Origin of the sequence: Rhizobium sp. Leaf321 (assembly GCF_001423215.1) — a bacterium.
Lineage (GTDB): Bacteria > Pseudomonadota > Alphaproteobacteria > Rhizobiales > Rhizobiaceae > Neorhizobium > Neorhizobium soli.
In genome coordinates, this window is the sequence record NZ_LMOF01000001.1 from 312,931 (window position 1) to 336,429 (window position 23,499).

A 23,499-nucleotide genomic window follows, 5' to 3' on the forward strand; every position below is an offset into this window, starting at 1 on the left:
TCATGGCGCAGCCGCTGAACTACCTCAAGGAAACGCCATCCCAGACGGCCGGACCCTACGTGCATATCGGTTGCACGCCGAATTTCGCAGGGCTTGAAGGCATCTACGACCAGGATCTCGGGTCCGGGCCAATGGCCAGCGACAAGACCAAGGGCGAACGAATCACCATCAGGGGGTTCGTCTATGACGGTGCCGGCGCACCGCTGAAGGATGCGCTGATCGAGATCTGGCAGGCCGACGCGGACGGGATCTACAACAGCCCGTCGGAAACGCGCGGTGCGGCCGATCCCAATTTCCTGGGGTGGGGCCGTTGTCCCGGCGATATGGCAACCGGCGAGTTCGCTTTCGAAACGATCAAGCCCGGGCGCGTGCCGTTCCGGGACGGCCGGCTGATGGCGCCGCATGTCACGTTCTGGATCGTGGCGCGTGGCATCAATCTTGGCCTGCAGACACGGATGTATTTCTCCGACGAGGAAACCGCCAATGCGGAGGATCCGGTCCTTGCCCGCATCGAGCATCGCGTACGGGTGCCGACCCTGATCGGTCAGCGCGACGGCGATACGGTTCGCTTCGATATCCACCTCCAGGGTGACAAGGAAACGATATTCTTCGATATCTGACGGCCAATTTCGAGAAAGACCAGCAAGGTGACAATTCCGGCATGACCGTTTCCGTATTCGAACATCCCTTCCTGTCCGGTCTGCTCGGCGATGAGGAGGTCGCAAGTCTTCTGTCTCCAGAGGCCGAGGTCGCGGCGATGCTTGCGTTCGAAGCGGCTCTCGCCACCGCGCAGGCAAAAAGCGGTCTGATACCGGATGCATCCGCGCAGGCGATCGCTGCGGCATGCGCGTCGTTTTCGCCCGACATCGCCAAGTTGAAGCAGGCGACAGCCAGAGACGGTGTCGTCGTGCCGGAATTGGTCCGACAGCTGCGCGGTACGATCGGGGATGAGGCAGCCCCGCATGTCCATTTCGGCGCAACCAGCCAGGATGTGATCGACACCGCCCTGATGCTCCGCCTGAAATCGGTCGCCACGCTTCTGTTGGGGCGACTGCAGGATCTGGCCGAGCGGTTCGGTGAAGTTGACCGGGCGCACGGTTCCCGCGCGATGATGGGGCATACGCGCATGCAGGCGGCTTTGCCGATCAAGGTATCGGACCGCGTGGATGCCTGGCGCCATCCGCTGATCCGGCAGAAACATCTGCTTGCCGCCTTTGCCGAGGATGGCTTTGCGCTGCAGTTTGGCGGTGCCGTCGGCACGCTGGAAAAACTGGGTGATCACGCGGCGGAAGTGCGCGCCATGGTGGCCGCCGAGCTCGGCCTTGCCGATGCTCCGCAATGGCAGAGCCAGCGGGGCAGGCTTGCCGAGTTCGCCGGCATCCTTGCGACAATTTCTGGAAGCCTCGGCAAATTCGGTCAGGATATCGCCCTTCTCGCGCAGATGGGGGACGAGATAACGCTGTCGGGCGGTGGTGCCTCATCGGCCATGGCGCACAAGCAGAACCCGGTGGCGGCCGAAGCGCTTGTCGCTCTTTCGCGTTACACCGCGGTCCAGCTTTCCGGCATGCAACTGGCCATGGTCCACGAGCAGGAGCGCTCGGGCGCTGCCTGGACGCTGGAATGGCTGGTCCTGCCGCATATCGTGATGGCGGCGGGTGCGGGCCTGCGGCTGGCCGGCGAGCTCGCTTTCAACATCACCGCGCTCGGCCGCGATGCCCCGCGCGATATTTGACGGATAGCAATCGGCTGACACGCCGATTTCGGTTTTACATTGCAGCACCGCATGCAATCTTCTCGCAACGTTACATCGGGAGGCGATGCGACACATGGCACGGGAGAGCCTAATGAAGACGCTGATTTCAACTGTTTTCGCACTGACCTTGATGTCGGGAGCCAGCTATGCCGAGACCATCAAGGTCGGCGTCGTCGGTCCCTTCTCGGGCCCATTCGCGCTGCAGGGAAAAAACTTCAAAGCCGGTATCGATGCCTTCTTTGCCCTGAACGGCAAGAAGGTTGGCGATAACGAGATCGAGGTGGTCTATCGCGACGTGCCGACCGCCGATCCCGCCAAGTCCAAAGCGATGTCGCAGGAGCTGATCGTGCGCGAGAAGGTCCAGTATCTCGCCGGATATTATTTCACGCCAGACGCGATGGCGGCGGCCCCCATGCTGCAGCAGGGCAATGTGCCGATGGTTGTCATGAACGCCGCCACGTCCGCAATCGTGAACGCGAGCCCTTATGTGGTGCGCACCTCGTTTACCACCTGGCAGACGGCCACACCGCTCGCCAAAGTCGCCAAGGACGGCGGCGTTACCAAGACGATCACGCTGGTGAGCGATTACGGACCTGGCGCCGATGCCGAGACGGCTTTCAAAACAGCGTTCGAGAAAGAGGGCGGGCAGGTTGTCGAATCCATCCGGATGCCGCTTTCGACAACGGATTTCGCACCCCTGATGCAGCGGATCAAGGATTCCGGCGCGCAGGCGCTGTTCACCTTCCTGCCATCCGGCCCGCCGACGCTTGCCTTCGTGAAGGCCTATAACGACACCGGCCTCAAGGCAGCAGGCATCAAGTTCTTCGCGACGGGCGATCTGACGCAGGAATCCGATCTTCCCGCCCTCGGTGAAGCCGGCCTCGGCCTTACCACCAGTTTCCACTATGCGGTGTCGCATGACTCTGCGGAAAACAAGGCTTTCGTCGAAGCAGCGCAGAAGGCGATCGGCAACCCCGCCGAACTCTCTTTCCCGGCCGTTGGCGCTTTCGATGGCATGCATGTCATCGCAAAAATGATAGAGGCGACCGGCGGCAAGCAGGATGCGGCCAAGGCCGTCGAGGCCGTCAAAGGCCTGTCATGGACCAGTCCGCGTGGACCCGTCACGATCGATCCGGTCAGCCGGCACATCACCCAGAACATCTATCTGCGCAGCGTCGAGAAAGGCGCAGACGGCAAATACTTCAACAAGGAAATCCAGACCTTCGAGAAACAGGGCGATCCGGGTCTGGCCTTCGCCAAGAAGTAGGCGTTCCTGCTGAGAGCTGCTCCGGCCTGTCAATGGGTTTGTAGGACCAACCCAATTGTCAAAACGGCCCTGCTGAGCCCGTGTTCAGCAGGGTTGGAAAGCCTTCGAGTCATGATCCCCGGCTCGCCGACACGTTCGCAGCATCCGTTAGTTTGCAAAGCGCAATTACCCTTCTTACTCATGTCGAGCGCATCGTACGCGTCCTAAGTCGGGCTACGCGTCGGAGAACCCAAACGGAGCCTCCGTCCTTCGATAGTTGTCCGGAAGTACCTGCCGTCCAATCGGCGGTTCGGCACGAGAAGTGCATTCTGTGCGCTGACAGAGCTGGCACGCAATGCCGATAGGCGTCGGCTTATGTGTCTGAGGATGCTCAGAGGCGTAGACAAGCCGGTCTGCATATCGAGCCTCACAGACGATCGCGATCGCTCGGTCGACGCTCGGAAAGCCGTGGCTGCCACCGCCCGAGTGCACGGTTCGAGCTATCGAGAAGAACCTTTGGCCATCAGGCAGCTCCATCCATTGTGTCACAACCCGCCTTGGAGAGGTAAACACCTGATGGACCGTCCACAACGGACAGCCGCCGCCGTGTCGTGCAAAGGGAAAGGCGCCGCTGTTCAGTCTCTTGGAGACGTTTCCGGCAACGTCGACCTTTATGAAGAAGAAGGGAACTCTCTCGTGTCCGGGCTTCTGGAGCGTCGTGAGCCGGTGCGCAGTCTGCTCGAAGCTCGTCCCGAAGAAACGAGCTAATGAGTCTAGATCGTATCGGCGAGCCTCCACAGCTTTGGCAAAGGCAGCATACGGCATCAGGATTGCCCCCGCGCAATAGGCAGCGATAGCTCGATGAGCAAGCCGCTCCGAATTCTGCGATTCGAAATTCCCTTCGGCAACGGTGCTTGCAATCTCGTTCTCAAACTCGAGGTAGGCGAGCTGCTGCGCCATCTGGAAATTCTGGCTTGAATGATCCAGAGCTTCGTTGAGCAGCAGTTCCTTGCGATGCCAGTCAAGTCGCCGGAGGGATCCTGACATCACCTCTGCGGGAAGCCTTCGGACTTTAAACCCGTGCTCGTTCTGGAGGAAGGCTGGCAAACCGCCGCCCTGGCTTACCCGGCCCGCCAGCTTTTCCGACAGCGTGTCCAAAACCGGGAAGTAGTTCTTTCGGGCGGCTAGAAAGCTTCTGACGGCGGCGATGGAATCCCCTTCAAACGGGCGTCCATCGTTTGTCGTGTGTTGGCGCCGGTCGGCTAAAGCGAACTGCTCCTCTTTGTATGCCGTGTAAAGTCGCAGCAGCGCTTCAGCAAACCCGGGAAAGCTGTGTGCGATATCCGCGATATCGACCGCATTCAAATCGATGTCAGTGAAGATCGCGTCTCGTGCTGCAAGCCGTAACTGCGCGACAAGATCCTGGCCTGCGTCAGCGGTAAATTCGCTAAAATCGATCTTATATGCCTTGGCCAGTCGCAGCAGTATTTCAGCTGTCACCGGGCGCTGATTGCGTTCCATCAGCGCGACATAGGATGGCGAGATGTCGAGGTCGCTCGCCATCTCTACCTGCTTCAGGCCCAAGTCCCGGCGAAGTCTTCGCAAGCGCGGCCCAAGGTAAACACGATTATCCATACAAGCATTACAGCATTACGAAGAACTTCTGTAAAGTTTGACAGCTTGACTTCAGCGTGGCTCGCCATGGCCTTACCGGCTGTTATCCTCCCATGGACAGAAACATTGGAGGGTCTCATGTCGTATCAAAAGCTACTCGAAGAAGCCGAGCACCTGATTGGTGGGAATGAATGCTGGACTGGAATGACACCCGAGGCCGTTGCGAGGATGAGGCTTCAGAACCGGTTCAAGACCGGCCTCGACATCGCCAAATACACCGCCAAGGTCATGCGGCGAGACATGGACGCGTATGATAACGACCCGTCCAAGTACACGCAGTCGCTCGGGTGCTGGCATGGGTTCATCGGTCAGCAGAAGATCATATCGATCAAAAAGCATTTTAAAAGCACGGAGCGGCGATACCTTTACCTCTCCGGCTGGATGGTCGCCGCATTGCGCTCGGAATTCGGCCCGCTGCCAGACCAGTCGATGCACGAGAAGACGACCGTACCGGCATTGATCAACGAGTTGTACACGTTCCTGCGGCAAGCCGATGCTCGTGAACTGGGCGACATATTCCGGCAAATCGACAAAGCCCGGGAGGCAGGCGATGCTGTCAAGGAACGGCAGCTCACCTCCGCGATCGATGATTTCCAAACGCACGTCGTCCCGGTCATAGCTGATATTGATGCCGGGTTCGGCAATGCCGAAGCGACCTACCTGCTCGCCAAGAAAATGATCGAGGCAGGGGCCTGCGCGCTTCAGATCGAAAACCAGGTCTCCGACGAGAAGCAGTGTGGTCATCAGGATGGTAAAGTCACCGTCCCTCACGAAGATTTCGTCGCGAAGATCCGTGCGTTGCGCTACGCCTTTCTCGAGATGGGAGTGGACGACGGCGTCATCGTGGCTCGCACGGATTCTTTGGGCGCCGGGCTGACCAAACAGATCGCCTTTTCGGTCTCCGAAGGCGATATCGGCGACCAGTACAATTCGTTTCTGGATTGCGAAGAGGTCGGCGCGGGCCAGCGATCGAACGGTGACGTCCTGCTGACCCGTGGCGACAAGGTTCTTCGTCCCAAGCGCCTCCGCTCGAACCTCTACCAGTTCCGACCCGGCACGGGTGCCGATCGTTGCGTGCTCGATTGCATCAATGCGCTCCAGAACGGCGCGGACCTTCTCTGGATCGAGACCGAGAAACCGCACATCGAGCAGATCGCCGGGATGGTCGACCGCATCCGCGACGTCGTTCCGAACGCGAAGCTCGTCTATAACAACTCGCCTTCCTTCAACTGGACGCTGAACTTCCGGCAACAGGTCTTTGACGTGTGGGTCGAGCAGGGCAGGGACGTTTCGGCGTATGACCGTGCGAAGCTCATGAGCGTCGACTACGACGGTACGGAACTCGGCAAAGAAGCTGATGAGCGCATCCGGACATTTCAGCGTGACGCAGCAAAGCGAGCAGGCATCTTCCATCATCTGATCACCCTGCCGACCTACCACACGGCGGCGCTTTCGACCGACAATCTTGCGAAGGATTACTTCGGCGATCAGGGAATGCTTGGCTACGTCGCCGGCGTTCAGCGCCAGGAGATTCGCCAGGGGATCGCAGCGGTGAAGCACCAGAATATGGCCGGTTCGGATCTGGGCGACGATCACAAGGAATACTTCGGTGGCGATGCGGCGCTGAAGGCGGCTGGAGAGCACAACACGATGAACCAGTTTGCAGCTTGAGCTGCAGGATCATACGCCTCGAAGGAGCGATGCTCCTTCGAGGTACACTTTCAACGGAGGAGCTGAAATGTCGACAAATACTGAGACCAAGACGTCACAACCCGAACGATCGAGAGCCGTCTTCTCAAACCAGGACTTCGAACTGATCCGGGTCGCGATCAGTCACTATTTGCAGGAAATCAAGGAGCAGCCGGAGGCGGTAAAATACTCGAACCTGTACCACCGGATCGGTCGCGTTGTTTGAACCCGCAAAGCAGCACCGGTGATAGAGACCATCGGTGCTGCGCTCGATGCTGGTGCTTGGGGCCGATTGCTGTGGAGGAGCGTGTAGGAATGCAACCAAAATGTCCTAAACCTTTTCCGATACCTATGTTTCTAAGGAGTTTCAGCGATAGGAAATCATGCTTTTCTGTCCCAAAACTCACTGCAAAATGACCCAGACTTTAAAGCTTAATTGAATCAGTGAGTTAGGAATCTCAAGCCAAGCAAGTGAGGTCTCGGAAAATACGGAACTGAGACGCGCCGTGTCGCAGGAAAGCGTGTTGTCACCTCTGGTCTACAAGCACCGAGCGTCCTTAGAGAACTTGAAGTCGCGGCTTGGGCGCATCATTGGGCACACCCGGCGCAAGCTGGTGGATATCACCCCCAACTGTTCAGCACCGATGGCCGAGGACGGCGTCGAGCGGATCAGAGAACAGTATCGCATCTAGGCCGAAGTGCGCGGCCTTGATCCGCAGGCTCGTCTTGATGGACTGCGGGAGCGATCAGCACTCCTGGTCGCCGAAACGCATACCTGGCTTGTTAAGTACCGCGCACGGGTCTCAACCAAGCCCCCTTGGCAAGGCCTTCGCCTACGTTGCCAAATATCGGGATGTTCTGCCTAACGGGCCTGTCGATGTGTTCGATGACACTTGCGACGGCTGTCCGCGTAGTCAGACACGGCAACGTCGACTCCACGGATATACGTCTGGTGGGTCTTCAATCCGGAGGCCCTTGATTGCTTGGAGCTGCAGCCCAGGGTTCTTTGCGAACGGAACATACGGCACCACCATCGGCAGCACGTTGGGAAGTCCGAATAAGGTTGCATCGGGAGCGGCATCTAAGGACACGTCGGACGTGCTCTCCGTCGATGCGCCAGTCTGCGATTAGTCTTTCAAGGTGCTGCAGTCGCGCATGGGCAGACACCATTCCAGTTTCACCGATGCCAGTGTTCTCAATTTCCAAGAAACGAGTGTCTGGCTTAGAGCCGGAGGTTGGGGTGGTGATCACAGGTGCAAGCCGTTAAAGCCGTTGCAGCTAGCCGCGGAAACCCGAGTGCTGACATGGCAACGTACGAACTTCAGTTTTACGTCAGTCGTATAGGCAAGCGGCAACGCATCGTCGTCTCTAATCATCACCAAGTATTTTTCCGACATCTGCCCTGTGAACATAGAACAACTGACCTGCTACCTCTGGCGGAAAGACTGGTATAATCCCCAGTTCCCGGCATCGATACAATAACTTTGCCCGTGAGCCGATGCGAGAGAGACGTACATAACGATCGTTGAAGTCTTCTATATCGCTGAGTGCGATCATTTTCCTTCGAGCCATCAACGGGTGGGGCGTGTGAGGAATCACACCAGCATCCATAAGCAGGCTTAAAGTCCAACGGTTCATATCGAGCAATTGGCATGCCTCATCCAGTGACGCGTGACCTTCCAAACGGTACCTGGGTGCATAGTGGTTGGGGTCGAGCATTAGAGCGTCGACAAGGCTGCGCTTCCCGCAGTTCGCTACGACTTCAAATTCACCTCTCAGCACGTCCGCAATGATCGATGAGTGCTGTAATTCGAACATCGCTCCGAGATTGACTATGGATTTTAAGCCGCTGGTTGCGACCGTTGTGACACGACCGAGTATCTGGGAATGAAGATCGACGATATCCGACCTTAGGAACTTTCGGTGTTGACGTGCTATCTTAGGTGAGTTGGGTCCGATATCGCAGCGCGTCAGTAGTCCCATTTCTTCGAGTTCAACAACTATGGACTTAGAGGACCCGAGGATGTTTGCTGCCTCTTTAATATTGACGCGCAAATCGGAAATTTCCGAAAAAATCTGAAGCGCTTTAGACGACACAATCCCGTCGTCGCTAACTAAGGTTGAGTCCTCTTGGATACGTTTTCGTATGAAGCGTTTATCTAGACCAGTGGCTCTGACGATGGCGGCCACTGAAGTCCATTGCGATTTCTCGGCGTCGTCTTTAGTAAGTGTGCGTCCAGGGAAAACGATAGCCTGCTCGGCGTGTCTCCTCAAAATTTTCCGAATGGTATCATATCCGGAATCCTCGCGTTTTATCATGAAAGCCTTGTACAGCCTTCCATAAACAGAGGTGCCTAACTCAGGGACCCCCTGCGCCTTGACCACCTCGTCCAGGGCATGAACGAGGCCGTTCTCGCCGCCAAGAAGATGCTCAAAACCTATGGAAAGTGCCGTCGCGCTCTCAGTAGCTGAAAGCTCTTTCAATCGCTCGACTGTTCCGTATTTCAGGGCGACCCCCAGCCTCCGGCTGAGATGGATAACGACCCGCAACTCCAATTTATCGATGAATTCTTGGTAGCCTCGATGCCCATCCAATCTTCTAGTAATGTAATGTTCGACCGGTGCTGCAATCATCCGGGCAGCAGAGGCGGAAAGATTATTGATCTCCACATCTCGGCGATCAAGTGTCTCGCAAAAGTCCACGTAGCGGCTTCCGACAGTCGGCTCAAGTGAGACGATCTCGCGATCATGCTTGGGACAACTGCGAACATCCCGAGCTAACCACGCCGCTCGCATGTATCGGCGAACGCCCGGCTTTCGTAAGACATCCGCTTCATCGTCAAGAAAACAATCTGGGCAGAAGCGCATAGTCCCTTTAACAACTGAAGGTTTTTCAAATTTAACGCCGAGCAAACTTACTTGGAGAGAAGAACCCAGCCCGACAGCATGATGGGCAAGCGTCGCAATGTCTATTCCACAGAGCTCAGCCAACTTACCAATGTGTTCAGGATCCCCACGGGTCGCTTTGTCATGGTCTATGCCAAGATCCCGACAAAACATAAAAGCCACGTTACCGTTGGCCCGGGCAAATCGGGAGACAAAGCTAGGCAATATTTCATCATCCAAAATCGGAACGCGAAACAAATCTGACATGGAACTCATCCAATGGGCGGGGGAGGGTGGTGCGTGGGGTCAGTCGTTAAAGGCACACAAATTGCAACTGACTGCTCAGTTGGCGAGTAGCTATGCCGTCAATTTCGTCGCTATGATCCGAGGAGGTCTGGAAGTCGAGACCTTCGACATCCGCCCGTCGATAAACTGGCGTGTCTGACACGCAAGATGGGAAAGCTCGCTGAAGGCGGGCGGTTTTAACGCATTGCAAAACCCGACTGAGAGATACGCCATGCTCATACCCGAGTTTACGCACTGAGACGAAATCTCTTTCAAAGCGTCTGATGGAATCGACCGCGACCGCGTATGCCTGGCGTCTGCCACGAAAAGGTCTGGCCGACCTTACAGAAGTGAAGACGCCTGCACGGACTAGACCGGAGAAAGCGGATTCCGACAGTCGAAGGCGCCCCATAGCTGGTTCTTTCTCCATTGCAGTGGGAGTAAGAATTCTCATCACTTCGGTACAATCGACCATCAAACAGTCGAAAAGCTGGTAGCCAGCCCGGTAATAGACAAACTGGAGCCGAACGGCCGTGATTGCCGCGAGCGCTTCAGCTAGCTCGCAGCCGGTATTAAGGATGGCTTCGCGAATAGGTACAAGGTCCATTCGGTCGCATAGCGCCTTGGCCATGAGTTGCCGCCGCAAAGCAGTTAGATCTGATGACGAGTAGCGATCAGTCGGAAGGCATTTCCCTGTCTCTGCCGGCGTTCCAATAAGTGCGGGGACGAAGCCTGATGTCGTCAGGTTCCGGAATTCACGGACCGAGCAGTCGAGAATTGCACGCGCGGTCTCGAAATCGACAGCGTCTTTCAAAGCAGCGGTAGCCACGCGTGCGGTCACCAGGTCAACCGGTGCCTCATACATCAACGACTGACGGCCCTTCAAAAGGCCGTGCTGAGTGAGATACCCATAGGCCAAGTCTGGCTGGACTCCGGCCGCTTGCGAGATTGATCGGACAGTCAAGCGAGACGGTTGCAAGGTACTGAGCGAAGGCGCTACGTCGGTAGTGCGATCACCAGTGGATTTGCTCAGGATCGCTCGAAACTCCTCGTATTCAGTAGGATGCTGTTCGATAGTAGCGTGAAGGATGCTGCAAAGCTCCGTAGAACCACACGTCGGACCCATGCCATTCACCGACCTCTGGACACCTGCCACCTCGTTGCAGAGAGCCTCGTATCCCCGCTCCGCAATGGCTCGCATGGCTTCCGTATCCACGGAGGTATAATAGAAGCGTTTTCCGTCTGTAGCCGCAGCTCCAATGGCATGGCAGAGGTCGATGCAGGCTGGTAGCGGAAGGCCGTCTAAGATGTGGCGCTCGACCTTGTGGCCAGACAACCGGTTTCGGACAAAACGCTCAAATTTGGTGGCGAAGCAAGACGTCTCAGGCTCAGAACCAAAGGTCAGTTCGCGGTCCAGCTGAAACATAAAGTCCGTTGCGTCCAAGGAAGACCCAACGCATTTGAACGGTTGCAACAACACTCCGTGTCTCTCACATCCGGAAATGCTGCTCACGGCCCAGTGGATGCGAGCATATTGGCCAGTCCCGGGCATACGGGAATGATCCTTGGCATCGTCAGTCAAGCATTGCAGACAAACTCGGGAAGGAACGTGCGACATCATTCCCCCGACGAAATGTTCGCCGCGAAACTCCACAGTTCTGGGCCCACGCACTACTACTCGCCGCTCAAGAAATGAGGTCGGCGGGTAACCCATAAGCTCCGCAAACTTCACTGTCTCGCTTGCGTCGCCGCTTACCAAGTCACGATAGCTTAGGCCAAGATCACGGCAAAAGCTTCGCAACTTTGGACTTCCGTTAGCCCGCGCTGTTCGAGAGAAAAAACTCACCAGAAGTTCGTCGGCAAAAAATGGGACACGTCGGAGACCGCTCACAGCTATCACTCCGGTCTCGTGGAAAAACCGGGCGTCAACTTCCCTGTTCTTGCGACAACCTGCCTTCGAATCTGTTCCCAGTTCTCCGCTGTCATAACGTTGGAGGCCTTAGTACAATTAGAAATCCGGCGATATCCATCAACGAAGTGCTTGAACCGTAATTCGTCGCCTGCGTCGTCGTCCCACAGTGCGCACTCAATGGACAGTTTGATGATCTGTGCAGTCATCCCGAACCGCCAGATGCCGCCGTGCATCAAGCGCCTGATAAAGTCATCGGTTGTAGGAAACGCGACTTTCAGCCCGGATGACGCCGCAAGCGCCTCCAAAATCTCTTTCGTGTTCTCGATGTCGCCTTCTTCATCCTGAAGATCATCGATGGGAAGAGGTCGAAGGCGACGTTCCATTTGCATCCATTCGTCCCGCTCCACAAACTCCTGGATCTGGGGAACGCCAGCAATCAAAATCCAGACCGGCCACTCCGGATCCTGCATGAGTAGTTTGATCTGGTTCGTGAGGTGGGCGCCGCCCTTTGCCTTCGGACCTTTCAGGACATGCTGAAACTCGTCAAAGAAGATGATTTTGTGCATCCCGAGACGAAGTCTCTTCCGCACCAGCAACCAGATGTCATCCTCATTCGGTGTACGAGCCATCGGATAGCCAGATGCCAGCAAGATTGCCTCGCCAAGCTTTTTTGCCGTGCACGCTGATGGCGTGTTTACCCGCAGGCAGTATCTTACGGAGTTTCCGTAACCATCATCAAAAGGCTCAAGCTCGGGGGTTGCATTCAACCTCCGGTTCACCAGTGTTGTCTTACCCGCGCCTGATGGTCCCGTCACGGCCACCGCATAGCCGGACGTGACTTGGTCGTTTAGCATATGGGAGATGATCAGCTCGATCTCCATATCCAGCTGATCATCTCTGTCTGACTCGAAGTAGACGTTGGAAAGATCCTTGAGTATCTCGGCTCGGCCCAGAAGTTTCGGTCTGACCCGGGCCCGCAGCAGTTCCCGTGCGCGAACGTTTGGATCAACAACGGTCATTGGCGATCCTCCTTTTTAGGCATGCCGGTCACGCGGATCGGACGTCTGGCTTTCGCTTCAGGAGCTTCCGGTACAGCCGCCTTGGCTTGCTCTTGAGCAGCGTCCGGCTGGGTTCTGTCGTTATTATCATGGGTCGGAGCAACCGGCCGTGTGACCTTTGAAGATTTACTGATCCGAGTTGACTGATCCCTTGGAGCGGGCAACCGATCCTCGTTTGCACCGAAGGCTGAGCGGTCAAAGCGCTGCACACCTGCTCCGGGATTTAGCGCCGAGCCTGCCGTATCGATGCGCTCGATCGTCCTTTCTTCAGGAGGTCTGGCTTTCAAACGAGCACTGAGGCGGCCAGCTGCAAATTCCTCGTCGTCATCATCTTCCTGATCTTCGTAGTCGATGCCATCGTCCCATGCAGCATAATCAAAATTCTGGTCTTGATTGTATCGTTGCTTGAAACCGAACTCCTTCTCGAACCGATCCAACTTTTTCTCAAGGCTATCATGAATAAGAACTCCCGATCGCTGCTTTGACAGTGCGAGGACTTCACGGACGATCTTGAGACAGCTTCTGACAGCATCTTGAGCGTGCAATTTCTTCGTGCCGAGATGGCGGTCCATATAGCGGACGGTTTCTCGCCATTCGTCGAGTGAAACGCCTTTCAATCCATCGAAAACCGCAGGTACCTCGATCCACTTGTTCAAGCGGCGGTGCTTGACGGAGATAGTGTGGATGTCGTCCTCGTTCATCCGAACGAGAAGCTTGGCACGGTACCATTTTTTTCGGATCTCCAGGAGCTCGGCACTGGAGTAAATGTTCCCCGCAATGTCGATGCCGCTGTTTCCGATAGAGCGTTTGATTGTCGTCCCGAAGATCTCCCGGTACTTGTCGGGGCTTGGCGGCGGAAGGATAGCTCCATTTTGCAGCTGTGACCCACGGTACCAAGCATCTAGCGGCGTCATGTGAAGTGCACGGTGCTTGGTATTGTGGTAACAATCGATGATCAGGCGAGCAATGAGATCTGCGAACTCTTCATCGGTAACGTGAGCGTACTTTTTCGGGTCGTACTCGCCTTTCATGAGCGGGTTAGAGAAGGTTTGTCCTGAAAATAGGTGAATGTAACTTTGGTTGATCGTGCGGAAGAAGCGTTCGATCCGGCCGCGAAGGTGTGGATGTTTCGAAGGTGGAATCCGGTGTTTGCCGGAGAACATCATAACTGCAAGTTCAAACTTGGCCGACACGTAGGCTGCGCCCGCGTCTGTATGTACAGCTCCAGGTGTTCCGCACTGTGGCCAGCCCGTCTGCGCCCCAAGAAGCGCCGAGATTTTATCTTTTCGTTGCGCGACCATTGCCAGCGTGGCTACCGCTGCGTCCGAATCCGGTGCGCCTTTCAGGATTTTCATACCGACGACGGAGCGTGAGAACGCGTCGAGAGCTACGGAAAGCCATACACGTCCCATAGCCTTGATTTTGATCTGAGCGCTCGGATCGATGTAGTTCCAGAGCCCATTCTTCGTCAGCATGGTCATAAGATGAACCTGGTGTTCGTCCATCTCGACAATCTCCAATGGACGAGTTACCTGAAGCCCTCGCTTCTTAAAGAGATACTTCCTTTCGACCGGATGTTTTGTGTCGTTCCTACCGACATCATTGACAAAATCGCTTTCCTCCGACGTCATCCGCTGGAAGGTTGAGAGAGAGATCTTACGATGCCCCGCCTTTCCCGCAGCTTTGAGCTTCTCATTCTCCCAGTTCATCAAAATATATGCTGAGAGAACGGTTGGAGCGTCGGGCGTTCTCGCCTTGTTGACGAACTCCAAAGCGAATTCTAGATCTCTCTGATCGAGTGTACTTCCTGGCGACCCGCCACCGTGATACCTGTCAGCCATTGACGACGGACGCAGCTCGCTATCTTCAAATCGTTTAATCAGACGACGGAACTGACGAGGGCCAACGAAGAGCTTCTTCTTACCCTTCTTTGTCATGCTGATCCGGGCCTCTTCGATCAGGGCCTCATTGTCTTTCTCGGCTTTGAAGATAGCGTAGAAACGTTTGATGTCTTGATCTGATCGATGGCACTTCTCTGGTGACCAGGCCGCATAGACGTCTTCTTGTGAAAGGAACTCAGCAACCATTTTGGCTCGCAAAACCTTTTCAGGGTCGAGTTCAAAAGACTTGACGTTTCGGGCCCGTTCAATGGCACGCTTCTCGGTGAAGTAGCCCGTATCGACCGTAGCCACTCCGCTCGCGATGAGTTCGGACAGAGTGTTCCATTTGTAAACAATCGGAGTGACATTTCCGGTGTCATCATTGGGACGGAATACGATGCCTTCATCAAATTCTTCTGCGTATCTGAGGTCGCGGTTGTTCACTGTGACAAGGTCATCCTTACCAACATAATATTTGGCGAGTTTTGTCGGTGACGGTCTGCTCATCAAACTCATAGTTTGCCCCCATGGCACTTTTTTTGTTTTACGCAATTTCGCGTTGTCGCCCCCGACATGGTCTCACGATGGTTTCACGAAGCGAGCCTCGTTGCCTTGATCCAAGAGTGGCGCTCAAGGTTTGTCGTCGCAGGCGAAGGGTGGTGGTGAACAATCAAGCCGCGGTCGATAAGCGACCAGACGGCATCCCACCCACTGGAGAACGTCAATTCTGGGATAGACATCAAGACCTTTGCCACGCGCTCACGCCCGCCTGATTTCTTAAGCGCTTCCAGTACGTGGATGTTGTTCGCTTCATTATTCCGACGACGTGCCTCGACAATCTGCTCAGCGCGGTAAATGGCAGGTTTCGAAATCTCCTCTTCAGTCACGACAAGTGCATAATGGGCGTGATTTGAGAGTTCTTGGTTACGGAAAAGTTCGACAAGGTCCTCAACCTCCCCTGAGTTCTCCTTGTTGCGGACCGCATAAAGGATGCGGCACCCGTTCTCAAAATCAGCACAAAAGTCGAACCAGTAATCCCGTTGAACGCCGTCCACCGTGATCTGAACCTTGTACTGGGTTCTTACCGCTACGCAGCCGGGCTCGGTTTTAAGAAGCATAAGCAGTCCGCCTTCGAGGCCGCTCTCAAGACGAACCGACGTCTCCGTGTGCGGGTCAATGTCCATCACGCGGTTGGAAACGATGCTCTTGCGCTCTTCGGCCGGGATCAGATCCGGTCGGTTGCGGATCGCGATGTTACGATCTGCACGGCCGGGCTCCGGATAGGAGCTATCCCAAACCAAGTCAGGTTCGTCCACGGTGGCGTCGCTACCAGCTTGGTATTTCATAATCTCCTGACCAGCCAGTGCCTTCGCGATCCTGGTCAGGGTTTGCATAATGGGTTTCTTCTTTGAACGTCATCAAGATCATGTCGATGCCACACCGACGTTCATGCATCGTGTTAATGACAAACGGGATGTCAACCATATCGCCTCCGCTGCGCTAACGCATGCGTGCTCCAAAAGCGGCCAGGCTTCGGGATCTGCAACGGGAACCTGAGATCAGAGTCTCAGATTACGCTGGCCCATATGTCGCCCGAATGGTTGAAAACGTTGAGAAGCTGGGGAAGGAACATTTTGCTTTGACCAGTTGTAACGCGTGACATTGTAGAGTTTGGTAGCACCAACTCTTGTAGGTTATATCGATAGCGCGTTGTCAAAAGCAGTCATTTATCGAAGTTCCATATTTCAACGAGTACAAAACTGACACCAGAGAACGCCCGTGTCGAGCACCCTGGTCGCAATTCCCGTTCTTATGGTTAACGATAGGATTCTGCCGGGACGTCATGACTAGTCTTCAGTCCAACAGCACAGATGCGGCTAGACACGTAGTTTGGCCGATATCTGCGGAACCTCATCGTCGTGTTCCAGCGGTTTTAGAAAGTCATTCATCGTCAGCCGAACTCGCCGATTTTCTACCGCTGAAGTCCTCAAGAGTGCTCTGACTGGATCGCATGCATACCACTTGCCTTCAGCCGGATTGTAGACCCCTGGAAGAGCATGGCATCGATGTATCAGCATGAAATCGTGAACGTCCAGCGTTGCGATTACCGCATTGTGGGCTATCGCAGCAGCGGCAATATGCAAGTCCTGGAGCGGGCGCTCCCTCCTTTGGTTGTCTCGTTGGATGCGTAGGTTCTTGAGCCGCTGGTCGGTGGCTAGAACTCCCCATGCCTGCGCTACCTCTGGACCGGTTTCCGCAATGGGCACTCCCGACGCGATTACATGAGCGTACCAGGCTGTCAGTCGACCGGCCTTAACTGGATCTTTCTCCATCAAGCTGGCGATGCCGAACTGTACCTCCATCAGCGCTCCGGCCGGGATGATGTACTCTTCGCTTTCCAAGAACTTCATCACGGCGTCATTTCGCCGAGGTTTACTCGTCTCGCTCAGAACACTGTTGTCCAGCATGAATTTGATGCTCATCGCTTTACGTCCTGTCGGTCGCAAGCGATGGTCGGTCTCTGTGGTTTACATATCGTTAACACGGATCGCGTCCCTACTCAGAGTGTCTCGCTCCGGACCTCTCCAGCTGCTGTGCGGCACTTCGGGAAAATAGCTACCTCATCATTTGTAGTAAGGAATTTGTCGAGAATCACGTAGATTGGGTCAATGACGTCTAAGGAAATTATCGTCGTAAAAGACGAAAACAGGGAAATGTCCCAATTCCTTCGCAAACTTATTGCAGAGGGAAGCGTGTGCGTTGAGCTCGATTCCGAGCTCTACCATGTGAATATTCGTCGTGAAAAATTATCAAAACCGGTTCGTCGAAAGCTGCTGCAGGCGCCAGTCGTCGACGATTAAGGCCCAACTATTTCGAATCACTACTTTCTACGACCGGAGGTCTGTCGCGACAGGGGAAGCGGCGTGCTAGTTACAAAACTTAATCCGGAAGCAATGGACGCTGCCAGCTAATGCCGATCTTGGCGGCCCGAACTTATCCGGACAGAGTAGGCCCAGTTGGGGACAATGCTCATGACCATTGGACGATCGCAGCCTTTTAAGGCGTTACGGGGTGCGAAGTTCGTATTCTAGCTCGTTTCCTACAACTGACGTCAACTCGCGCAATGCGGGCGATTTTTCGTTCCAAAAAAGACGATTAGTCTGAGCCGTCAGCGCAGGTGCGCCGATGACAAATCTTTCGTTGTATCGGAGATACAAATCGTTGAAGAAATCTTTCAGTTGAAGCTGGAGACGTTCTTCTGGAAATCCAGCAAATTTTCGAGCTCCATTTCCCTCGAGCGGCTCGATCATTACCAAGGTCATAGCTTCGTACCGACTAATTTCGTCACGAATTCCCTTTCTTCCCGTCATCTCGGACAAAGCGTAGGAAAAACGCGTTATAGAATCGACGACGTTTCCTTGCTCATCAAAGGCGAGATCGTTCTTTTTCATCTGAGATTTGTCGGTCTCAGCACCTTCTTCTACTGACTCATTCGCAGCAGCTTTAAGCTCAGATGACGACCTATCACTACCTTCGATTTCAGTTGCTAAGGTGTACATGCTTCGATGGCTGGAAACCCCCAAAGACGCTACCAGCCATATGAGTCGTTTATCTGTCATTCCGCACGTAGCGCCTCAATTCGCTCCGACGATTACTTCATTGGCCTGTCATGGTCTCTCACGGCTTTCTCCAATCCTGGTCCGCAGGCGTTACTGGCGAGGCGAAGTGTTCAGTTCACTTTCAGGGGACGGCGTAGCCGATATGACGCCCTGAGATTATTCTCGTCATCAGACTACATTTTGACGAATTCTGGATCACTGTTGGAGGGCCTTGGAGGCTGTCATTAACGAAGTAGTCCGGGTAGATGGCTGGACCGGAAGTTCCACTTGAAACACAACCTTTTTCTTGAGATATTACAGCGACTGAACGGCTAGTGCCGAGAAAGGCGGTGGTCCGTGGATCAGGCGACCAGAACCTCAACGCCTATTGCGTCTCTGTCCAAGGCTCTTGCGAGGATTGTTCGTGCCCGCAACACCGAGGAAGCAGTCTCCACGCTGAGAGAGACCGCGCGGAATGTCATCGGCTGCGAAGGGATTGCCATCATCCTCAAAGATGGGGATCTTTGCCACTATGTCGAAGAGGACGCCATCGGACCTCTCTGGAAGGGGCAGAAATTTCCGGCAGTTGCGTGCGTCAGCGGATGGTCGATGCGCAACAAGGCCACCGCGGTGATCCCGGATATCAGGGCGGATGACCGGATCCCTTACGAGCTCTATGCCGGGACCTTCGTCCGCGCGATGGCGATGACACCTGTCCGGTCGGATGCTCCCATCGGCGCGATCGGTGCATATTGGTCGCAGCCCTATACGCCTGCGGACTGGGAAGTGGAGGTGCTCGAGGCGCTTGCGGAGGCCGCCGCCACTGCGCTCGACAACGCCGCTCTGATCGAGTCCTTGACCGCCGGATCATCACCGCGGAGCGGCGTTGCACTGGCCCCCCGGAACGACGACTTCGCGCGCGACGTCAAGCGTGTGGGTGCCATAGCAGCCGTGCCAACGATGCTCGATGTCGTCTTGCGCATCACGGGAATGGGCTTTGCCGCGGTCGCGCGCGTGACAGAGACACGCTGGATCGCCTGCGAAGTTCTGGATCGCGTCGGTTTCGGTCTCAAGCCTGGCGACGAACTGCCGATCGAAAGCACATTCTGCAACGAGATCCGCGGGCACCGCCAGACCATCGTCTTCGACGACGCTGCGGAAGATCTCCAATACTGCGATCATCACACGCCGCGTACCTATGGTTTGCGCAGCTACATCTCCCAGCCGATCATTCTGGAGAGTGGTGCCTTCTGGGGTACGCTTTGCGCGATAGATTCCAATCCCGCAAAAGTAAATAACCCCGAGGTTCTAGGCGCATTCAAGCTCTTCGCGGAACTCATAGCACATCATCTCGATGCCGAGACCCGGCTGGTTAACACAAGCGTCGCGCTCGAGCGCGAACGCGAGCTTTCCGAACTAAGAGAGCAGTTTATCGCGGTGCTCGGACACGACCTGCGAAATCCGATCGCGGCCATAGATGCGGGAACGTCGCGTCTCATGAAAGAAGGATGGACGGAGCGCAGCCCGGTCCTTCTGGACCTGATGAAAGCCAGCCTTTCCAGAATGTCGGGCCTCGTTGACAACGTGATGGACCTCGCCAGGGCCCGCATGGGTGGAGGGATAACACTGTCGCTGTCCGAGAAGGACCTTTCGACTACGCTCCAGCATGTGGTCGACGAGGTTTCCGTCGCAAACCCGACGAGACGGATTACGGCCGCGTTCGATGGCCCAATGAGGCTCGCCGTAGATCACCCCAGACTGGCGCAGATGGTCTCGAACCTCCTGTCCAACGCCGTCACGCACGGTGCCGACGACAAGCCAGTCGCGATCAGTGGTCGAATAGCCGATGGTTGTCTCGAGATCTCGGTGACAAACGGCGGCAAGCCCATTGAGAGGTCCGAGATCGACAAACTGTTCCTTCCCTTCAAGCGAGGCGACGGCAGGTCGGGCGTTCAGGGTCTTGGGCTGGGTCTCTATATAGCGTCGCAGATCGCGCAGGCTCAAGGCGGACGCATTGACGTGCGATCCGACGCCGACGAGACGTGCTTCACGTTCCGGATGTCGATCTCACGCGATCGTGCCATGTGACTGAACTTCAACCCATTCCGAGAGGTGCGCTCCGGTCGCAGCATCTGACGGGCTGAAATACGGGGGAGATCTGGTCGGCAGTCTTGCCCTGCACGAATAGGGATCTACGTTTGCTCGTGACGAACAGAGGCTTCAAGTTGATCAAGGCACGGCCTGCATTCCTGCTTCTGAGCGCGGCCATCATCCCGGTGCTCGTGCTTGCAACATTGATGGGATGGTTCATCATGCGCGAGCGTCAGGCCGAGATCGACGCGGACGTCCGAGACCGTGCTTCGCTTCTGGCAAGCTCGCTCCAGCGCGAACTCGCAACGCAGATTCAGCTCCTCTCTCTGGTGGCGGAATCCCCACGGCTCGACCTCCCGGTGTCGCGGACAAGCTTCAACGAGACGGCACGCCGTCTCAACGATCAGGTCCCAGCATGGGAGCAGGTGCGGGTCTCGAACGGGGACGGAGAGATCGTGCTGTCGTTCCCCCCTCTTGCAGCCTCCGCCCCAAGGACGGTTGTCGACAAGGAGAGCCACGACCGTGTGCTGAAATCCGGATCTGGCATAATCGGGAACGTGGTGATAGGGCCAGGCGGAAAACCTGCTTTCGCCGTCCGGGTTCCGATTATCCGGAGCGGGCGCACCAGAGCTATATTATCAGCAGTCATCCGTCCGGAAATAATCACGCAAATTCTCCAGAGAAGCGGACTTCCGAACGACTGGGCCTCTTGGGTTGTCGACAACCAGGATAGGATCGTCGCTGCTACCGCAGCACCAGGTTTCGAGGCCAGGCCAGCCTTGGAATATGTCAGTCCTGCCGGGGACTCCCGTGTCAAACTGCACGATGGCACAAGTCTTCAAATATCAGAGGCGTCGCTCGCTGGAACGCCGTGGCGCGTTAGCGTCGGAGTTCCGGCGGCCGACTACGATCTTCCTGCAAGACAGGCAACGCTTCTTCTCCTTGTGGCTAGCATCGTGCTCATTGCCCTGTGTGCGACGGCAGCAGTTCTCCTCTATCATGAGCTTCGGACGCGCAGCGCCGAGCGTGAAAGTCTTGCGAACTGGCAGCGGATGGACGCCCTGGGCAAGCTTACCGGACAGGCCGCCCACGACTTCAATAACCTGCTGATGGTCTTCCAGTCCGGTGTTGAAGGTATCGAACGACGGCGGAACGACGAGGAACGTGTGACGCGCATGCTCGGCCACATGAAGGAAGGCATCGCACGAGGCAAGGGTATCACCAGGCGACTGCTGTCATTCGCGAGACGTTCCAACCAGGGTGCGGAACATATCGAGCTGGATCAAAAACTCGAGGAGATTGCACCCCTGCTTAAGCAGGCCCTCAACGACACGATATCACTCGACATCCGGCTTCCGGACGATCTCTGGTCGATAAACGCCGACCCGGTCGGCCTAGAGATCGCGCTGATCAATCTGCTCACGAACGCAAGGGAAGCGATGAACGGAGGAGGCGAAGTCACAGTCGAGGCGCGCAACATCGCCGAAGGTGCGCTGGAGGACAACCGGGTTCAGGGACCGATGGTGGCGCTGACCGTCTCCGACAGGGGTGCGGGCATCGCAGCCGGAGACCTGGCCCGGATATTCGAACCATTCTTTTCTAAGAACGCAACCGGGAGGGCGGGGCTTGGACTGACGCAGGTTCACGGATTTGCGACCACAAGCGGCGGTACGGTCAAGGCGGCGAGCCTACTTGGACGCGGAAGCGCATTCACGCTGCTCCTTCCGAAATCGACCGCACCTCGAAAAATGGTACACAGCGAAGATAGGCGACATGAGCTTCCAGCCAAGATCCTTCTTGTCGATGATACGCCTCCCTTGCTCGAGTCGGCGCGCCTGACGTTGGAGGGCCTGGTTCCTTCGATCCTGACAGCGCGGAATGGAGCTGAAGCGCTGGAGATACTGAAGCGAGAGCCGGATATCCAGGCGGTTGTGAGTGATATCATGATGCCGGAGGTTTCCGGCATAGAACTGGCCGAGCATCTGGCTCGCAGTCACCCTGATCTTCCGGTGGTTCTGATGACGGGGTACAGCGACAAGCTCGAAGCGGGCGGGACGATATCCCGGCCTGTCCTTACAAAACCGTTCAAGTTGGACGATCTTCTGGATGCGCTGGCGACTGCTAAGTCGTCGGTGCCCGATCTCACGAACGTAGTGCGACTTGATGTTTCGGCGAAGACCTGACTGAATGAATCGGGCCACCGCGTTGCGATTTGTCGTCAAGGCGTACTTGGCCATGGAAGCGGAACGCTCATTATTTTCATATCGGCTGGCTGATGCTGCGTAATTTCTGCGCCATACCAAAGCTTATGGTGAAGTTGACCGTTAAATGAGTCGAGCATTCCAAACTGGAGATGAAGCATGTTCACTCACGTCATGATTGGCACCAACGACCACGAAAGGTCCCGACGCTTCTATGATGCCACGTTTGCAGCGTTAGGTGGAAAGCCTGCCGAGGTGGATGAAAGAGGGAGACTGATCTACCTCCACGAGGGCGATCGGCTTACGATCACGAAGCCAATCGATGGCGGGCCAGCCGCCGCTGCAAACGGCGGGACTATCGGTATCTCGGCTGTAAGCCACGATCAGGTACCGGCCTGGCATGTGGCTGGAACCGAACATGGGGGTACCGCGATCGAGAGTCCTCCTTCCGAGCGACCTAACGGATCGTTCGTTGCTTACCTTCGTGACCCGGACGGAAACAAGCTGACTGTGCGGTCTCAGCCGACGAAATGAACCAACTGCCGCTACCCCTCCGCCCCGCCCGTCTTTTCCGCAGCCGCATAATGGCGGGCTTCGAATGCGGCCTTGTTCATCGCGGCCGGCACGACCTTCTTGTCACCACCGGGCACACGGTTGATGCGCGGTTGGCCGACCATTTCCGTATTGCTCGCGAGCACGGACTTCTCACGATCCGCGACGGCCTCGTCCCCGGACACCACGCGCTCTCTCGCCTCGTTGCAGCACGAGACGCGGGCGTTCAAGCGATCTGGGATCTCTCCCACTATCACCGCAATCAGGATCCGGTGCGTTGTGCTCGCATCGCGTCCGAAGCGGTACTTGCGGTGAATGGAAATGAAAAGCTTTGGCTCTGTCCTGTCAACGAGCCGTCGCTCTATCCAATAATCGCCGGGATGCCGCGTCACGAAGCTGTCGAGATGGCAGTGCTGATGGCAAAGGTCGCTCGGGATCATCATCCCGATGTCGGGATTCTAACGAACGACCCTATCACGGGAGTGGGGGAGCGCCAGTTCGAGGCGACAGACGCAATCGTTTCCGCGGTGGATGTGGACGTCGTCGGGGTTAACTATTACCCGCATACGGCCCGAACGTCGCTCGTGAAGGTCTTGCTTGCGACATGGAAACGTTACCGCAAGCCGATCATGGTGTCGGAGACAAGCTGGCACGACGGACATCCCGTCCACCA

The 23,499-nt window shown here is 56.1% G+C and carries 17 protein-coding genes; 9 read left to right on the top strand and 8 right to left on the bottom strand.

Annotation, left to right across the window (positions count from 1 at the left end; genetic code table 11):
- The first annotated feature begins 2 nt into the window (after window positions 1-2).
- The 3 genes from pcaG to ASF70_RS01385 all read left to right on the top strand — a co-directional run bounded on the left by pcaG (window position 3) and on the right by ASF70_RS01385 (window position 3,020).
- Complete coding sequence (pcaG, locus tag ASF70_RS01375; RefSeq protein ID WP_062454426.1) at window positions 3-620, top strand: protocatechuate 3,4-dioxygenase subunit alpha; 618 nt, start codon at window positions 3-5, stop codon at window positions 618-620.
- A 41-nt stretch (window positions 621-661) separates the two neighbouring features.
- Window positions 662-1,732, top strand: a complete 1,071-nt coding sequence (locus ASF70_RS01380; RefSeq protein WP_062576772.1) for a 3-carboxy-cis,cis-muconate cycloisomerase — start codon at window positions 662-664, stop codon at window positions 1,730-1,732.
- 112 nt (window positions 1,733-1,844) lie between these two features.
- Window positions 1,845-3,020, top strand: coding sequence for an ABC transporter substrate-binding protein (locus ASF70_RS01385; protein ID WP_062576774.1), 1,176 nt, complete (start codon window positions 1,845-1,847; stop codon window positions 3,018-3,020).
- A 213-nt stretch (window positions 3,021-3,233) separates the two neighbouring features.
- Here ASF70_RS01385 and ASF70_RS01390 read toward each other — a convergent pair whose 3' ends face one another.
- On the bottom strand, window positions 3,234-4,634 hold the full coding sequence (locus ASF70_RS01390) for a short-chain fatty acyl-CoA regulator family protein (protein WP_062576776.1): 1,401 nt from the start codon (window positions 4,632-4,634) through the stop codon (window positions 3,234-3,236).
- A gap of 117 nt (window positions 4,635-4,751) precedes the next feature.
- Between ASF70_RS01390 and ASF70_RS01395 the strand changes: the two genes are divergently transcribed.
- The gene (locus tag ASF70_RS01395; protein ID WP_062576778.1) at window positions 4,752-6,344 is read left to right on the top strand and encodes an isocitrate lyase; all 1,593 of its coding nucleotides are present in this window, start codon (window positions 4,752-4,754) and stop codon (window positions 6,342-6,344) included.
- A gap of 67 nt (window positions 6,345-6,411) precedes the next feature.
- A complete protein-coding gene (locus ASF70_RS24280; RefSeq protein WP_165699859.1) occupies window positions 6,412-6,588 on the top strand; it encodes a hypothetical protein in 177 nt (58 codons plus the stop codon).
- Between the two features lie 1,142 nt (window positions 6,589-7,730).
- On the opposite strand, the gene ASF70_RS01405 is transcribed toward ASF70_RS24280, so the two are convergent.
- The 7 genes from ASF70_RS01405 to ASF70_RS01445 all read right to left on the bottom strand — a co-directional run bounded on the left by ASF70_RS01405 (window position 7,731) and on the right by ASF70_RS01445 (window position 18,003).
- Window positions 7,731-9,515: a TniQ family protein gene (locus ASF70_RS01405; protein ID WP_162237933.1), complete on the bottom strand. Its 1,785-nt coding sequence runs from the start codon at window positions 9,513-9,515 to the stop codon at window positions 7,731-7,733.
- A gap of 46 nt (window positions 9,516-9,561) precedes the next feature.
- Window positions 9,562-10,959: a hypothetical protein gene (locus tag ASF70_RS01415; protein WP_244473915.1), complete on the bottom strand. Its 1,398-nt coding sequence runs from the start codon at window positions 10,957-10,959 to the stop codon at window positions 9,562-9,564.
- A 470-nt stretch (window positions 10,960-11,429) separates the two neighbouring features.
- Window positions 11,430-12,464 (bottom strand): TniB family NTP-binding protein, encoded by a 1,035-nt coding sequence (locus ASF70_RS01420; protein WP_062576788.1) that lies wholly within the window; start codon window positions 12,462-12,464, stop codon window positions 11,430-11,432.
- Window positions 12,461-14,899 carry a Mu transposase C-terminal domain-containing protein gene (locus tag ASF70_RS01425; protein ID WP_062576790.1) on the bottom strand — a complete coding sequence of 813 codons (2,439 nt, stop codon included), beginning with the start codon at window positions 14,897-14,899 and terminating at the stop codon, window positions 12,461-12,463. The genes ASF70_RS01420 and ASF70_RS01425 overlap by 4 nt, the downstream gene beginning before the upstream one ends.
- A 74-nt stretch (window positions 14,900-14,973) precedes the next feature.
- Complete coding sequence (locus tag ASF70_RS01430) at window positions 14,974-15,777, bottom strand: hypothetical protein (RefSeq protein WP_062576792.1); 804 nt, start codon at window positions 15,775-15,777, stop codon at window positions 14,974-14,976.
- Window positions 15,778-16,260: 483 nt separating this feature from the next.
- Window positions 16,261-16,866 carry a PIN domain-containing protein gene (locus ASF70_RS01435; protein WP_062576794.1) on the bottom strand — a complete coding sequence of 202 codons (606 nt, stop codon included), beginning with the start codon at window positions 16,864-16,866 and terminating at the stop codon, window positions 16,261-16,263.
- Between the two features lie 582 nt (window positions 16,867-17,448).
- Window positions 17,449-18,003, bottom strand: coding sequence for a hypothetical protein (locus ASF70_RS01445; RefSeq protein WP_156461712.1), 555 nt, complete (start codon window positions 18,001-18,003; stop codon window positions 17,449-17,451).
- Between the two features lie 336 nt (window positions 18,004-18,339).
- On the opposite strand from ASF70_RS01445, the gene ASF70_RS01450 reads away from it, so the two are divergent.
- The 4 genes from ASF70_RS01450 to ASF70_RS01465 form a co-directional block, all read left to right on the top strand.
- A complete protein-coding gene (locus ASF70_RS01450) occupies window positions 18,340-20,070 on the top strand; it encodes an ATP-binding protein (protein WP_062576799.1) in 1,731 nt (576 codons plus the stop codon).
- A 116-nt stretch (window positions 20,071-20,186) separates the two neighbouring features.
- The gene (locus ASF70_RS01455) at window positions 20,187-22,256 is read left to right on the top strand and encodes a response regulator (RefSeq protein ID WP_244473919.1); all 2,070 of its coding nucleotides are present in this window, start codon (window positions 20,187-20,189) and stop codon (window positions 22,254-22,256) included.
- A gap of 177 nt (window positions 22,257-22,433) precedes the next feature.
- On the top strand, window positions 22,434-22,808 hold the full coding sequence (locus ASF70_RS01460; protein ID WP_062576801.1) for a VOC family protein: 375 nt from the start codon (window positions 22,434-22,436) through the stop codon (window positions 22,806-22,808).
- Window positions 22,809-22,858: 50 nt separating this feature from the next.
- Window positions 22,859-23,499: glycosyl hydrolase 53 family protein (locus ASF70_RS01465; RefSeq protein WP_200943481.1), on the top strand; the 641-nt coding region annotated here is incomplete at its 3' end.